We start from the raw sequence: 14,340 nt of genomic DNA, 5'->3' as shown, positions 1-14,340 counted from the left end.
TTAATTGTCATGGCCAGTGCGGATTTGGCCGCGCCAGATCAGCACACCACCGCAATGGTGCTGGCGCCTGCGCCTAATGGCCGCACCTGAATCTGCACAGGAATCCGTTCGTGCATTTCCTGAATATGGGAAATCAGCACCACTTTACGGCCTTGATTCTGCAGTTGATCGAGTGCATTCATCACCATATGCAGGGATGAGGCATCTAAGGTGCCAAAACCTTCATCGATAAACAGTGATTCAATTTTCATTGAACCCGACGCCATATTGGCAATTGCCAAAGACAGGGCAAGGGCGGTGAGGAAGGATTCGCCGCCAGACAGTGAGGCCACGGAACGGGTTTCTCCATCCATATCATGGTCAATAATCGCTAAACTGAGCGAATTTTCTAAACGCTTTAAAGTATAGCGCTGTGACAGCATCGCCAATTGCTGATTGGCGTGTTCCAGTAAAATATCCAAATTATATTGCTGCGCATAATCACGGAATTTTTTACCTGCGGCATCTCCCATTAAGCCAGAGATTTTGCCCCAGCGGTGTTCTTCCTGCTGGATTTTCTGAATCTGATCTGCAAATTGCTGTTGCTTTGCCACATTCTGCTGATGCAGCTCAAGTTTAAGTTTGAGCTGATCCCGAATTTCCAGCTGCGCACTTAGCATTGCAGCATTGTCTGAAATCAGCTGCAGCAATTGCGCTAAATCAATTTCAGGCTGATGCGCCGCATGTTCGGTTTGCTGCTCTTGCATGGTTCTTAATGCAGAACTTGCCTCATTCAATAAGCGTTCAGCATTTTGCAGTTGCTGGCGGATTTGCTGCTCCTGAGCTGGGCTGATCTGCGCCAATTGCGCTAAACCCTCAAGGTTAAAATCAGTATGCTGAGCCAGCCAGTGTTGAATCTCTTGGCTGACGTGCTGCGCATGATTTTGATTCTGCTGCTGCTGCGCTTTAAGCTGTTCAAGCTGACTCTTTTCTTGCTCAAATTGCTGCCGCAGTTGCTCAAAACTTTGCTTCAGTTGCTGATAATGGTTTTGAGCCTGCTGACGGTTGCTATCATATTGAGCCAGCCAGTCATTGGGTTTTACATCTGCCAATCCCGTCATTCGCTGAATCAATTGAATGGCTGTTTCTGTATTTTGCTGCCCTTGGGCTTTGATTTCATTCAGGCCTTGCGCAGTATCGGCAATGTGCTGTGCCGTATTTTCAATATTCAGCAGCAGTGTTTTAAGCCGCTGATTTTGAAGGTCGAGCTGTTTGGACTGCCGTTCTGATTGATCAAGTTGATGAAGACGCTGTTTGAGTTGCTTCAAAACCTGTTGAGCAGCCGCAATGCTCTGCTGTTGCCAAGCCGTTTTTTCGCCATCATTGAAACAAGCGACAATATGTTGAACTTGGTTCTGCCAATGCTGTGCGGTTTGAATCAGGTGCTCAGTCTGTTGAATTGCTTTATCCAGTTGCTGCTGATGCTTAATGCTTTGCATCCACTGATTTGACTGCATTTCAATCTGTTGAAGATCAGTCTGAAATTGCGTAGCGAGATGATTCAATTGCGCTGTAATTTCAGCTTGAGTGAGAGCAAAATCAATGTGGATATGGGCAGTTTGAGTTTGTTCAAGTAATGCTTTTTGTGCGGTGGAAATTTTATCCGCAGCGCTTTGAATCGAAACTTTGAATTGTTCCAATTCGCTGGCCAGCTTGGTTAAATGCTGTTGACTCTGCTGCCAAATATTTAAACATTCTTGCTCTTTGAATGCCGCTTGCTGTTCTTGCTGCTGCTGTAATTCAAACAGCGCTTTAGACACAGCAGAATCATCCACTTTGTACGGATGAGAAGTGCTTCCGCAGACCAGACAAGGTTCATCATCTTTCAGTTCTGCACGTAAATGTTCAACATTTTCAGTATGCAGTAAGCGCTGCTGCTGCAGGATTTCTTGCAGTTTTAAACGTGCATCTTTGGCGGATTGAAAATCATGTTCAGCATCCAGTGTGCTTTTTTCAAGCTGTTGAAATTTGACAGATGAGGCCGCTAATTTATCTTGAAGCAGTTGAGTATCCATCTGTAAATCAAAAAAATGCGTCAAATTTTGCCGAACCACATTCTGCTGATTGCGCTGACTGATTTTAAAATCACGCTGCTGGCGGGTCTGCTCAAGCAGGCCTTCAAGCTGTTCAATATTGCCAAATTGCTGAATAGATTGTGCGAGCTGATGTTTTTGCTCTGCTAAACGATTCTCAGCCTGCGCCACATTGCCTAATTGATTTTCAATATTCTGATATTGCTGAATAAATTGCTCTAACTGTTGTAAGTGAGCAGTTAAGCCCTTATCCAAACTGGAAAATTGTTGAGTTTCTGCAAGCTGTTGATGCAAGGTGTTTTGCTGTTGATTTGCATGCTGAATCTGCTGTTCCAGCGCTTGTTGCTGCATTAACAAGGGTGCTTTGGCTGTTTCTAATTCGGTGAGTTTTGCACTGATTTTTTTATATTCACCTGCAAAAAAATCACGTTCCTGAACACATTTGCGAACTTCGCTTAGCGATTCACGGTGAATGTTTTCAAAGTTTTGCTGTTCAGAGAATGCTGTTTCAGCTCGGGTAAAACGTGATTTTTCAGTTTCAAATTGGCTTTGAATGGTGTCAAAAAGCTGCTGCTGTTTCTGAATTTGTGGGGCAAGTTGCTGCTCTGTTTTAAGTAATTGCTGCTGTTGAAACACAGTGGGGCGAATGCTTGAAAATATTTCCAGGCGGTTTAACCGTTCACGTTCCGGGGCTAAATCCTGTTGCGTTTTGAGCTGAACATTGACAAGCTGCTGTTTGAGAAGGATCTCACTATCCAATTTTTGCTTTCGGTCAAACCATTGCTGCTGTTTTTCAAGCTGTGATTTATCCGTATTCAATTTCTGATGTTCAGCATCCGCTTTTTGAAACTGAGCTGTGAATTCAGCGACTTGCTCCTCTGACAATAATTCAATATGCCCTAACAAGTTTTCTAAATCTTTGCGCTGCTTTGCAATATCGGCCGTTTTTCGAAAGGCTAACTCACCAATTTTCCCAAAAATTGAAGAGTTGGTCAGATATTCCAATAATTCACCGCGTTCATTGTCACGGGCTTTTAAAAAAGCCGTGACTTCAGACTGCGCCAGCAGTACCGCCCGGGTGAATTGCTCAAAGCTCAATTGGGTAATTTTAAAAATGCCGGCATCAACGGCTTTGGCTTTATCCGCCACAACGACGCCATCGGTCAGGCATTTTAAATAGCGCTGCACACTCTGTAATTTGCCATCGGCTTTTTCACGCGAACGTTTAATTTCCCAGCGGGCTAAATACTGTTTTTGATCTTGTGCAATAAAGGTCAATTCTGCAAAGCCATGCGCCGTGCCGCGGCGCAGCACGGTGAGGGGGGAATTGGTTAAAAGTTCTGAACCATCTACATCCTGCAGTTTGCCGTCACTGTCCTTTAAACGTGGAATTTTATTAAAGAGCGCGAGGCACATGGCGTCTAAAATGGTTGATTTTCCGGCCCCTGTTTTGCCGACAATTGCCACCAAGCCTACTGAGGCCAAAGGTTCAGATTCAAAATCAATAAAATGTTCACCGGAAAGTGATGCCAAGTTTTTTATGCGGATTGATAAAATTTTCATGGCAAATCCCTAAGCCTCATGCTCATTTTCAAGTGTTTTTTCAGCTTCCTGCACCAGGCAGAGAAAGTCTTTCAACACTTGATCATCATTTGAATAACCTTGTTTCTCCCAAATTTGCTGAAAGAGCTTTGCAGGGGTTGGCGGCTCTAAGCTGATTTGAGTATTTTCATCGCCACTTTTTTCTGAAGCTAAATATTGCCGTGAAATCCGCACCAGACGGTAACGGCCTTTCGGCAGGGCATCCTCAAATTGCTGACGCAAATTGGGCTGCGGCGGTACAGCCGTATGATATTCAATATCGACATATTCACGATGGTCAATATTGTCAATTTCACCATGCGGCAAGGCTGTTAATTGAGTAAAGACATCATTCAATTCACCTTTAATTTTATGCAGTTGCACACTGCGCGGAATAGCGGCGGCTTCAAATTGAAGGCGTGATTCATCTGTCTGAGTTGGATCAATGGTGACTTCAACTATTTGATGCTTATAGTTGATTTCACTAAAAGACAGCGGAATCGGTGAGCCGCTATAGCGAATGTGCTCTTGTCCAACTTTCTGAGGCTTATGCAAATGGCCCAGAGCCACATAATCAATGGCATCATCAAAAAGCGCTGTCGAAAGGGCTTCTTCATTGCCAATAATAATGGGGCGTTCCGAGTCAGATGTTTCGCCGCCCTGCATATGGGCATGTGACATTAAAATCAGCGCCTGATCGTCTGTTGTGCGTTTTTTCGCTTCCGTGATCAGCTGCTGGTGCAGATAGGCAATGGCATTTTGGCTGCTGGCGGTTTGTTCATTAAATCCTGTAATTTCAGCGGGGCGAAGGAACGGCAGGGTTAAACACCAGGCCACAATCTTTTTATGTTCATCATAAATGGGCACCAGCAATCGGTCTAAGTCGATCTGACCCTCTGCATTTTTATGAATGACTCCGACTGTTTTAGCATTGTATTTTTCAAGCAAGGGCTCAACTTGCTCAATGCGGTATCCTGAGTCATGATTGCCTGCAATCATCAAGGTTTGCATATTGGGGGCAATGTCATGCGCGTCTGCTAAGAACTGATAGAGCTGTTTTTGCGCAGCGGATGCAGGATTGATGACATCAAAAATGTCACCGGCAATGAGCAGGGCATGCGGTTGTTTTTGCTGTATTTGTTTAATTAACCATGCCAAAAACTGTTCATGTTCATACTGACGGGAATGGTTATAAAAGAATTGTCCCAAATGCCAGTCGGATGTATGAAAAAAGCGTACAGTCATGTGAACTCAAGTGTTTAAAATGCCCTGTATAACTTAGCATAATTTCATTGATTCGAGATGCAAGAACATTGCAGCGCGGCATGCTGTGTCTGGAAAATGATTTCCATCTAAATATGTGAGGGATAGGCAGCATTAGCTGGGCTGCTGCAGCCGGCTTTTTTATTTTGCATTTGCATCCACTTGAACCAGTCCAAATGTATTGTTATCAGGGTCAAGAAAATAGCCTTGCCAGCATTTGCTGGGAATGGCGAATTTTTCCATCGCAATTTTTCCATTTAAAGCCAAGATTTTTTCTGCCGCCGCATCAAAATCGTCCACTTCAAAGGAGCAGGTAAAGGCATTCGTGCCGCAATGGGTTGGCGGAACGGGCGCTGGACGCGCTAATAATCCGCCATGCATTGCCGCCGTTTCAATTTGATAGTATTCAATGGGCAAGCCTTCAACTTTCGTGAAATTCCAGCCAAAAACCCCGTGATAGAATTTCATCTCGCGAGACGGATTAGATGACTGGATTTCAAAATAACAGAGCTGATTCATCCTAGACCCTCATGATGGTTTTGCCGCCGCATATGCATAAAACCATTAGACCGATTCTTCTGCTGTTTGCTGTTCAGCACGGCAGGCTGCGCTGAAATAATGTGGTTTATCATTAAAAAATTAAAGCATTTTTCTGAATTTTGACATATGACGTAATGTTGCTTTATTGTGTGAAAAACATGCAGTGTTATTCTAGGCATTGTATTAATATAAGCTAAAGCCAGATGCTTAGTGGGTTGATCATGGGTAAAGAAAAAAGCAATTTTTTTCTGTAAATATCATAAGAATTTAGCTTATTACAAAAAGTGCAAATCAGCGCCAGGCCGAAATATGACGAACTATCCTTTTGATTCAGAAAAAATGTCGAATGACATGATTTATAAAACCCTCATTGAGTCGACTTTAGCGATTCCATGGAGCATTGATTGGGAGACTAAAACATTTAGCTATATTGGGCCGCAGATTGAAAAACTGCTGGGCTGGCCGCAGCATTCATGGCAGTCCGTTCAAGATTGGGTGGACCGCATGCATGAAGATGACCGCGATCATGTGTTTAATTACTGTGTGTCTCAGTCAATTGCAGGGCTGGATCATGAAGCCGATTACCGGGCTTTGAAAACCAATGGCGAATATACCTGGATCCGCGATGTTGTGCATGTGGTGCGCAAGCCGAACGGCGAGGTAGACAGCTTAGTCGGCTTTATGTTTGATATTTCTGCGCGCAAGCGTCAGGAGGACCGGCTGAAAGCCATGCAGCGAAAGCTTGAAGAGTATTCTTATAAGGATGGCTTAACGGGCGTTGCGAACCGCCGTTTATTTGATGAATATTATTCGCGCGAATGGCTGAATTCACTCCGGGTGCAAAAGCCGCTGTCTTTAATTATCGCGGACATTGATTATTTTAAACAATATAACGATGTGAATGGCCATATTGTGGGGGATGCCTGCATTCAGCAGATTGCGCAGCTGCTGGAAAGCAGCTGTATGCGTCCGCGGGATTTGGTCGCCCGGTATGGCGGCGAGGAGTTCGTTATCGTTTTGCCTGAAACAAATTTAAAGAATGCGATAGAGGTGGCGGAAAATATTCAGCGCGCAGTCAAAGCCGCGGCTTTACCGCACAAGGCATCGCCCGTTTCGGATCAGCTGACCTTGAGTTTAGGCGTGAAATGTATTTTGCCGAGCGAAGAAAGCGGTCAAATGAACTTTTTAAGTTTGGCGGATGCCAATTTGTATCAGGCGAAAAGTTTGGGGCGCAACCGTTATGTCGCCGATCTGGCATAAGCGGCTGCACAGAACTTCAAGGTTTTGGATTGTTTTGGGAGAGGCGGAAACCGTGCGCGATGCAAAATTTTCCCATGCACAAAATAAAAGACCAGCGATTCGAGTGATAGTAAATCGCTGGTCAAAAAATTATTTCAAATTTAAGCTGTGGCTGCTGTTCAAAACTTAAATCTGAAATGAAGCTTATTGCTTTAAGAAAGGTCACCGAAACATTGTGGATGCCAGTACAAATCATCGGTTGCTACAGACCTTGTAACCTATATAACGCATAGGGCTGCAGATCGGTTGACAATAAAATGAAAAAAAAGTCATTTTTTTTTATACTGCTGTTAATCTTTTTTCTCTGGTCATCGTTCAGATGTCTTTAAAACGCTATTTCATTATATTTTTTCTGATTTGTTTGGTGCTGACCTGCATTTGCGGCGTGCTGGCGGCGTTAATGCCTGCCGGTGTCGGCGGTATTTTAACCGCTGTTCCGTATCTTGCGGCCATGATTTGGGTGCTGTTCCATTTTTTAAAACGGAATCAGCGCGCGCCAACGCAGGCCGAACGCAAGCGCCTGACTATGGGCTATACCTTGATTTTTTGGGGCTACAACATTGCTTTTCAAATTATAGGTGTTGCTGTATTTGCAATGCAAGATCCTGAAATTTGGCAGAATTTTCTGCTTTATCTGCAGCAGGCTCAATTTCTCAGTATTGTGCTGATTATGGCGCTGCTGCTGGCTATCCCGCTATATGTATTGACATATTGGTTTTATGGGCCGCAAGCCAAACGCATGTCAGTGAAGATGTTTGGACACGAATAAGCACTTGAATGCAAATAAATCTTATTTTATATCTAGGATAGATATTTATAACAATGAGATGGCGTCATGCTTAAAGAGCGGGTACTGATTACAGGCGCAAGCGGGTTTATCGGCACGCGGCTGATTGAATATTTGCTGTCGCAAGATTATGCCGTGATTGGGTTAAGCCGGCAAAAGAATTTAGTTTCGCGCCATCCCGATATGCAGTGGATTAGCCAGCTGGATGAACTGAAAAGCGATCAAATTGACTATGTGATTAATTTGGCGGGCGAAAGTATAGGCAAGGCGCGCTGGACCGATGCGCGTAAACAGCAGCTGATCCGAAGCAGGGTCAAAACGACTGAAAACTTATACGGGTATTTAGCGCAGCGCCGTATTGTGCCCAAGTGTATTATTTCAGGTTCAGCGGTCGGCTATTACGGTATTGATGCCGATGAAAAATGGCAAAATGCCTGTACAGAAGAGTCAAACCCGCAGACGATCTTTCAGTCTGAATTGTGTCAGCAATGGGAAAAAGCGGCGCAGCAATTTACTGATCAAAACACCAAGATTATCCGCTTGGGCATTGTACTGTCGGCTAAAGGCGGGATATTGCCGCAAATGCTGCGTCCAATCCGCCTGAATTTAGCAGGCAAAATTGGCCATGGCAGACAGCCTTTGGTTTGGGTGCACATTCAGGATGTGCTTCGGGCGATTGAGTTTTTAATGACCCAGCCGCTTGAAGCTAAAGTGTTTAATTTAACTGCGCCAGAACGGGACAGTCAGTCAGAATTTGCCGCATTGGCGGCGCATCAGCTGAAAAAACAGCCGTTGCTGTCAGTTCCCGCTTGGGCCATGAAACTGATGCTGGGAGAGCAGTCTCAGCTGGTGCTGAATGGGCAATATGTCAAACCGCGCGCACTGCAAAATGCAGGATTTGAATTTAAGTTTCCAACGCTGAAAGAAGCGTTGGCGGATTTGCTGAGCTGATCGCAAATACATGCTGGTGTTTAGAACGGATCTTCAAAATTTTGCCATATGAACCAAACATCCCGCTAACATTGAAAATGATGTGCGGGATGTTTCGTCATTTGATGAAGAGATTCATCTAAGGAATTGAAGAGAGATTGATGCCGCCGTTTGCGTGCCCAGTTTGCATCAGCAGAGCTGGATCATAGGCTGCAGGCTCAACAATTAACGGCTGCTGCAGCATCAGCTGGCGCAGCAATTGCGCAGACGCAGGCCCCATGCACAAGCCATTGCGGTAATGGCCAAAATTGGCCCAGAGGTTCTCTAAATTGGGCATTTTGCCAATATAGGGGATTCCCGTCGGAGAGCTCGGACGCAGCCCCGCCCATTGTTTGACGACAGGAAAATCGGACAGTTCTGGCACCATGGCCAGACTGGCTTTGTAAATGTTCTGCTGTGTTTGCGTTGACGGGCGCTTATCAAACCCCAAATGATTCATGCTGGAACCGCAGACAATATGGCCGTCTGCGCGCGGAATGAGGTACATCACCTCATTCATGCACATGGTGGGCAGCCAGTTTTCAGGCGTTTTAAACAGCAGCATTTGCCCTTGCACAGGCTCCACGGGAATAGAAAGATGCAGCTGATTTGACCAATGCTCAGACCATGCACCGGTCGCAATCACAAATTGATCGGCTTCAAAGCTTTGGCCGCAAGATGTGCGGATCGACTGAATTTTATGCTCTTGGATTTGGAAATGGTCAATCCAGGTATTTTCAAAAAACTGCACATTGGAATGTTGTTTTAAGTACGCAATAATGGACTTCAGCAGGCGCGGATTGCGCACATTGGCAATCTGCGGAAAATAAATAGCCTGCTTCAGCTGTGCTGACAGGCGAGGATTAATTTGCTCAAGCTGTTCGTGCTGCAGATATTCGCAGCGCTGCATGGGTTCCTGATATTTAGCGGCATAATTCAAGCCAATTTCAAAATCATCTTCATCGAAAATCAGCATGCCCGTTTCATGAATTTCAAAATCAATAGCTGAAATCGGCTTTAATTTGGCATTCCATGCTTGGTATAGGCTTTTGCCGTGTTTGGCAAGGTCATTGACCGCTTGCGGATAGCGCCAGGGATACATCGGGGAGAGAATGCCGCCGCCCGCCCATGAGGCTGCTTTACCGGCAGACTGCTGATCAAAAATAGCGACGGAACAGCCTTGTTCGGTCAGTTCCAATGCAGACAATAAGCCGCTAATGCCTGCACCAATAATGGCAATATGCATTCCGTGTTGCTGTTTTAAAAATTTGCACTTATTAGAGCATATCAAAATCGTTATGGCGACTGCTTTGGCTGATAAACATGCTGAGAAATTGAAAGCTTCTTTATGAATTTAAGAGATAACTAAGCCACGAAAAAATCGATTACAAAATTTTGTTAACAAAATATGATTTCCTTAATTGATTAACAGAACTTGATGATGAAACCAGCTTATAAAACGTTGAACCGCACTTTAGCATCGGGCATTTTTGCCGTCTTGGCCAGTACAGCCGCGAACGCAACAACGGGATATTTCATGCATGGCTATGGTGTAAAAGCGCAGGGCAATGCGGGAACATCAATAGCCAATTTCAATGATGCTTTGAGCATGGCCAGCAACCCTGCGGGTTTAAGCTGGGCAGGACAGCGTATTGATGTAGGCGCAACGCTATTTGCCCCAGACCGGTCTGCAGAAATTACCGGCAGTCCGCTAGCCAATGGCGAATACAGCGGCAATGGCCGTAAATATTTTGTACTCCCGGAAATCGCTTACAGCCATCAGGTGAATCATCAGGTGGCTTTAGGTTTTGCTATATATGGCAATGGCGGCATGAACACCAGCTATAAGCAGAATCCTTATGAAAAATTCGGCAATGCGGGTACAGCAGGCGTCAACTTGGCTCAAGTGTTTTTCTCGCCCTCTGTGGCGTGGAAATACAGTGAAACGCAATCGTTAGGCATTGCGGCCAATATTTTATATCAGCAGTTTGAAGGCAAAGGGATTCAAGGGTTTGCAATGCTGTCTCAGGATGGCGGCAATTTAAGCAACAATGGGAAAGACTCTTCGACGGGCATTGGTTTCCGTGCTGGCTGGTCGGGCAAGTTTCTGGATGAAAAATTGACGCTGGGCGCAAAATATTCTTCTAAAATTAGAGCGGATAAATTTGACCAATACCGCGGTTTGTTTGCTGAAAATGGCGGCTTCGATGTACCTGAAAGTTATGGCATTGGGGCTGCACTACAGGTAACCCCTGCATTTGCGGTTGCAGCAGATGTAGAGCGCATCAATTATGCAGATGTGGCATCGGTGGGGAATGATTTAGATTTGTCTCAGCCTCTGGGCTCTGCACAAGGTTCCGGCTTTGGCTGGCAGGATATCAATATCTACAAGTTAGGCCTGACGTACCAAGCTGCGCCTAAATTGACCTTGCGTGCCGGATATAGCCACAATGATCAGCCCATTAAAAAAGATCAGACTTTCTTGAATATTTTGGCGCCAGGAGTGGTGCAGGATCATTTAAGCGCGGGCGCCACATGGCAGTTGGATGAGCATCAGGATGTCAGCATTGCCTATACATATGCGCTGGAAAAAGAAGTGAAGGGTGAAAATTCGATTCCAGCTATACTTGGCGGCGGTGAAGCGAATCTGAAAATGAGTCAAAATATCCTAGGTTTAGCCTATAGCTACAAGTTCTAAACGCTTGCATTAACGCTAATATACAGCTTGAAAAGCTTAGATTTTCAGCAAAAAAAAGGCATCTCACTGGATGCCTTATTTATAAAAAAATTAAGCAGTTTGCTTATTTCATCTCTTTCAGTTTAAGCGCTGCTTCTTCTGCAAAATAAGTCCAAATACCGTCAGCGCCTGCACGGCGGCAGCTCATCAGCGATTCGATAATCACATTGTCAGACAGCCAGCCGTTTTGAATCGCGCCAGCCAGCATGGCATATTCACCGCTCACTTGATACACGAACGTTGGGATGCCAAAGGTATCTTTAACTTCACGCACGATGTCTAAATACGGCATGCCCGGTTTGACAATCACCATGTCTGCGCCTTCCTGAATATCCAGCGCAATTTCATGCAGGGCTTCGGCACGGTTGCCGATATCCATTTGATAATTGTATTTGTTGCCGCCTTTCAGGTTGCTGGATGAACCGACGGCATCACGGAACGGGCCATAAAAACTGGAGGCGTACTTTGCGGAATAGGCCATGATATTGGTATAAATATGGCCATTGGCTTCTAAAGCCTGACGGATTGAGCCAATGCGGCCATCCATCATGTCGCTTGGCGCAACAACATCCGCGCCTGCTTCGGCATGGCTCAGCGCCTGTTTAATGAGGCATTCGACGGTTTCATCATTCAGCACATAGCCGGTATCATCAACAATGCCGTCTTGGCCATGCGTAGTATAAGGGTCCAGCGCGCCGTCAGTAATCAGCACCATTTCCGGCAATTCTTTTTTCAGCAGCCGTACGGTATTCTGCACCAGGCCATTTTCATGCCAAGCAGCTTCAGCCGTTAGGCTTTTATCTTCCTGCGGCGTCACAGGGAACAGCGCCAGTTTGGAGACGCCTAATTCCATGAGCCGTTCGGCTTTTTTCAGCAGCAGATCTGCAGATAAGCGCTGAACATTGGGCATGCTTGGAATATCTTGGATTTGATTTTGCCCTGGCAGGACAAATACTGGGTATATGAGATGGTCGGCCGTCAGCTGTGTTTCACGAACCATGGCGCGAAGTTGGCCATTTTTGCGGATGCGGCGCATGCGGGTGGCAGGAAATGCTGGACGATTGAACGTATAGGTCATAACAATCTCAATGATCAGTATTAAACTTTCAGGTATTGTAGCCCCAGAATCGCCTTTTGGGTGAAATGTAATAGATTTTTGTTTTTAGGAATTCGAGCAGATGACAGGCAGTACGGAAACAAACAGTACAGAAAAAAGTTGGACAGGCAATATCGGTTCTGGCTCGGATATTGATATCAATGTGATCCTGGAAAAAATTTGCCAAGCGTTCAACAGTTCTCCTTTTTACCTGCATAACGGCATGCAGATGCGGGTTGTGGATGGCCAGGTCGAAGCGCATGTGGAAATGGGCGCAAATCTGATCGGCAATGTGGCGTTTCAGATTTTGCATGGCGGCGTAGCGGCGACCCTTTTGGACAGCATTGGAGGCATTTCCGCCATGGCGGAGCTGTACCGCAAGTCTGCGCCAGAAGATTTGGCTGAAACCAGCAAAAAAGTTTCGCGCTTAGCCACGGTGGATATGCGGGTGGATTATTTAGCCCCAGGCCGCGGCGAGCATTTCTGCGCTCGGGCGGAAACACTGCGTTTAGGGCGTAAAGGATGCACGATGCGCATGACTATGGTGAATGACGAAGGCAAAGCGATCGCGACGGCCATCGCATCTTATGCGTATTAATTTTGAACTCAGCTAAGTCAATCATAATTTACAGCATCCAATGAAAATTGGATGCTGTTGGCAGAAAAAGACTGACCAGTTACATTTATATTCTCAACAGATGATGATCTCGCTATAAAATGCGTCAAATTTAAAAAGAAATGACTTTCTCATCGACACCATTGAGGACAAAAATGTCCGTTTTCTTGCGTGAGGCAAGCGTGATGCCGTCTGACCAAGTCTGTTGGATTTAGGAAAAATCAATGACAGATGCTCTAAACACACTGCCAGATTCTCAAACTGCTGATCAGCCAAGCGATCAGGAATTAAAAGCCAAGCGCAAGAAAAGCTTAAGTTTTGTCGCGCTGATTGTAATTCTTGCGGTCATTTTATATTTGATTTGGAAATTATTTTTTAATCATTCAGTTTCAACGGACAATGCCTATGTCGGTGCGGAAACAGCCACAGTAACGTCGATGGTGACTGGGCAGGTGGCAGAAGTCTTGGTCAGCGATACGCATCAAGTGAAAAAAGGCGACCTGCTGGTGGTTGTGGATAACCGCGATGCCAAAATTGCGCTTGCGCAGGCTCAAGCCGAATTGGCCAAAGCGAAGCGCCAGTATAAGCAGACCTCAGCAAACAGCAATTCTTTAAACTCGCAGATTTATGTCAGCGATGATGTGATTCACAGCGCAGAAGCGCAAGTGGCAAAAGCGCAAGCGGATGCCGGAAAAGCGCAGGATGAATTGCAGCGGCGCAGCCAATTAGCGGCTTCCGGCGCGATTTCCAAAGAGGAGCTCAGCACGGCGCAAAGTGCTGTGAATACGGCCAAAGCCAGTTTAGATGTTGCGCAAGCAGGCTTAAATCAGGCAAAGTCTAGCCAAAAAGCGGCGCAAAGCAATAAAGCTGCGAATGACGCTTTGATTCAAGGCAGCAATGAGAACTCAGCCCCTGATGTTTTAGTGGCTCAAACGCGTGTTGAGCAGGCGCTGCTGGATTTAGAGCGTACGCAAATCAAGGCGCCGTTTGACGGAGTGGTCACCAGCCGTAAAATACAAGTGGGGCAGCGCGTAGCGCCGGGCAGCGTGCTGCTGATGGTTGTGCCTTTATCGCAGCTGTATGTGGATGCCAATTTTAAAGAAAGCCAGCTGGAAAACGTGCAGCCGGGTCAAAAAGTTGCGCTGACCTCAGATTTATACGGCGATTCGGTCGAATATCAAGGGACTGTGGTTGGCTTTTCTGGCGGTACGGGTTCGGCCTTTGCTTTAATTCCTGCGCAGAATGCGACGGGCAACTGGATTAAAGTCGTACAGCGTTTACCGGTGCGTATTCAGTTAGACCCTAAAGAATTGGCTGAGCATCCTTTGCGTGTCGGCCTATCGATGGAAGCGAAAATTGACCTGACATCGAAGTAATCGC

Annotated in this window: 11 protein-coding genes; 6 read left to right on the top strand and 5 right to left on the bottom strand. The window is 45.8% G+C overall.

From position 1 onward, the window contains the following. Nucleotides 1-38 precede the first annotated feature (38 nt). From F941_RS12205 to F941_RS12195, 3 genes are all read right to left on the bottom strand, one after another. Nucleotides 39-3,635: an AAA family ATPase gene (locus F941_RS12205; protein ID WP_005011726.1), complete on the bottom strand. Its 3,597-nt coding sequence runs from the start codon at nucleotides 3,633-3,635 to the stop codon at nucleotides 39-41. A 9-nt stretch (nucleotides 3,636-3,644) separates the two neighbouring features. Beyond that, nucleotides 3,645-4,898, bottom strand: a complete 1,254-nt coding sequence (locus F941_RS12200; protein ID WP_005011723.1) for an exonuclease SbcCD subunit D — start codon at nucleotides 4,896-4,898, stop codon at nucleotides 3,645-3,647. Nucleotides 4,899-5,057: 159 nt separating this feature from the next. After that, nucleotides 5,058-5,435: a VOC family protein gene (locus F941_RS12195; protein WP_005011721.1), complete on the bottom strand. Its 378-nt coding sequence runs from the start codon at nucleotides 5,433-5,435 to the stop codon at nucleotides 5,058-5,060. Nucleotides 5,436-5,765: 330 nt separating this feature from the next. Here F941_RS12195 and F941_RS12190 point away from each other — a divergent pair, with 330 nt between their 5' ends. From F941_RS12190 to F941_RS12180, 3 genes are all read left to right on the top strand, one after another. Then, entirely contained in the window at nucleotides 5,766-6,716 is a 951-nt protein-coding gene (locus tag F941_RS12190) for a sensor domain-containing diguanylate cyclase (protein ID WP_005011719.1), read from the top strand. A 358-nt stretch (nucleotides 6,717-7,074) separates the two neighbouring features. After that, on the top strand, nucleotides 7,075-7,524 hold the full coding sequence (locus F941_RS12185) for an ABZJ_00895 family protein (protein WP_005011717.1): 450 nt from the start codon (nucleotides 7,075-7,077) through the stop codon (nucleotides 7,522-7,524). A gap of 66 nt (nucleotides 7,525-7,590) precedes the next feature. Then, the gene (locus F941_RS12180; RefSeq protein ID WP_005011714.1) at nucleotides 7,591-8,493 is read left to right on the top strand and encodes a TIGR01777 family oxidoreductase; all 903 of its coding nucleotides are present in this window, start codon (nucleotides 7,591-7,593) and stop codon (nucleotides 8,491-8,493) included. A gap of 118 nt (nucleotides 8,494-8,611) precedes the next feature. Here F941_RS12180 and thiO read toward each other — a convergent pair whose 3' ends face one another. Further along, complete coding sequence (thiO, locus tag F941_RS12175) at nucleotides 8,612-9,757, bottom strand: glycine oxidase ThiO (protein WP_005011709.1); 1,146 nt, start codon at nucleotides 9,755-9,757, stop codon at nucleotides 8,612-8,614. Between the two features lie 192 nt (nucleotides 9,758-9,949). Here thiO and F941_RS12170 point away from each other — a divergent pair, with 192 nt between their 5' ends. Then, nucleotides 9,950-11,209, top strand: coding sequence for an OmpP1/FadL family transporter (locus F941_RS12170; RefSeq protein WP_005011707.1), 1,260 nt, complete (start codon nucleotides 9,950-9,952; stop codon nucleotides 11,207-11,209). A gap of 103 nt (nucleotides 11,210-11,312) precedes the next feature. Here F941_RS12170 and hemB read toward each other — a convergent pair whose 3' ends face one another. Beyond that, on the bottom strand, nucleotides 11,313-12,326 hold the full coding sequence (gene hemB / locus F941_RS12165; RefSeq protein WP_005011706.1) for a porphobilinogen synthase: 1,014 nt from the start codon (nucleotides 12,324-12,326) through the stop codon (nucleotides 11,313-11,315). 100 nt (nucleotides 12,327-12,426) lie between these two features. On the opposite strand from hemB, the gene F941_RS12160 reads away from it, so the two are divergent. Then, nucleotides 12,427-12,942 carry a thioesterase family protein gene (locus F941_RS12160; RefSeq protein ID WP_005011704.1) on the top strand — a complete coding sequence of 172 codons (516 nt, stop codon included), beginning with the start codon at nucleotides 12,427-12,429 and terminating at the stop codon, nucleotides 12,940-12,942. Nucleotides 12,943-13,184: 242 nt separating this feature from the next. Continuing rightward, nucleotides 13,185-14,336, top strand: coding sequence for an HlyD family secretion protein (locus tag F941_RS12155; protein WP_005011702.1), 1,152 nt, complete (start codon nucleotides 13,185-13,187; stop codon nucleotides 14,334-14,336). The last annotated feature ends 4 nt before the right edge of the window (nucleotides 14,337-14,340 follow it).

This window comes from Acinetobacter bouvetii DSM 14964 = CIP 107468 (assembly GCF_000368865.1).
In the GTDB taxonomy this organism is placed as follows: domain Bacteria; phylum Pseudomonadota; class Gammaproteobacteria; order Pseudomonadales; family Moraxellaceae; genus Acinetobacter; species Acinetobacter bouvetii.
The sequence above is the reverse complement of the archived record's forward strand: the minus strand, read 5'-3'. Positions and strand labels throughout refer to the sequence as shown.

What these genes read in the sequence shown, in the direction of transcription:
- hemB (WP_005011706.1), bottom strand. Translation starts at nt 12,326, where the DNA reads ATGACCTATACGTTCAATCGTCCAGCATTTCCTGCCACCCGCATGCGC.
- thiO (WP_005011709.1), bottom strand. Translation starts at nt 9,757, where the DNA reads ATGCATATTGCCATTATTGGTGCAGGCATTAGCGGCTTATTGTCTGCA.
- F941_RS12200 (WP_005011723.1), bottom strand. Translation starts at nt 4,898, where the DNA reads ATGACTGTACGCTTTTTTCATACATCCGACTGGCATTTGGGACAATTC.
- F941_RS12160 (WP_005011704.1), top strand. Translation starts at nt 12,427, where the DNA reads ATGACAGGCAGTACGGAAACAAACAGTACAGAAAAAAGTTGGACAGGC.
- F941_RS12205 (WP_005011726.1), bottom strand. Translation starts at nt 3,635, where the DNA reads ATGAAAATTTTATCAATCCGCATAAAAAACTTGGCATCACTTTCCGGT.
- F941_RS12170 (WP_005011707.1), top strand. Translation starts at nt 9,950, where the DNA reads ATGATGAAACCAGCTTATAAAACGTTGAACCGCACTTTAGCATCGGGC.
- F941_RS12195 (WP_005011721.1), bottom strand. Translation starts at nt 5,435, where the DNA reads ATGAATCAGCTCTGTTATTTTGAAATCCAGTCATCTAATCCGTCTCGC.
- F941_RS12190 (WP_005011719.1), top strand. Translation starts at nt 5,766, where the DNA reads ATGACGAACTATCCTTTTGATTCAGAAAAAATGTCGAATGACATGATT.
- F941_RS12180 (WP_005011714.1), top strand. Translation starts at nt 7,591, where the DNA reads ATGCTTAAAGAGCGGGTACTGATTACAGGCGCAAGCGGGTTTATCGGC.
- F941_RS12185 (WP_005011717.1), top strand. Translation starts at nt 7,075, where the DNA reads ATGTCTTTAAAACGCTATTTCATTATATTTTTTCTGATTTGTTTGGTG.
- F941_RS12155 (WP_005011702.1), top strand. Translation starts at nt 13,185, where the DNA reads ATGACAGATGCTCTAAACACACTGCCAGATTCTCAAACTGCTGATCAG.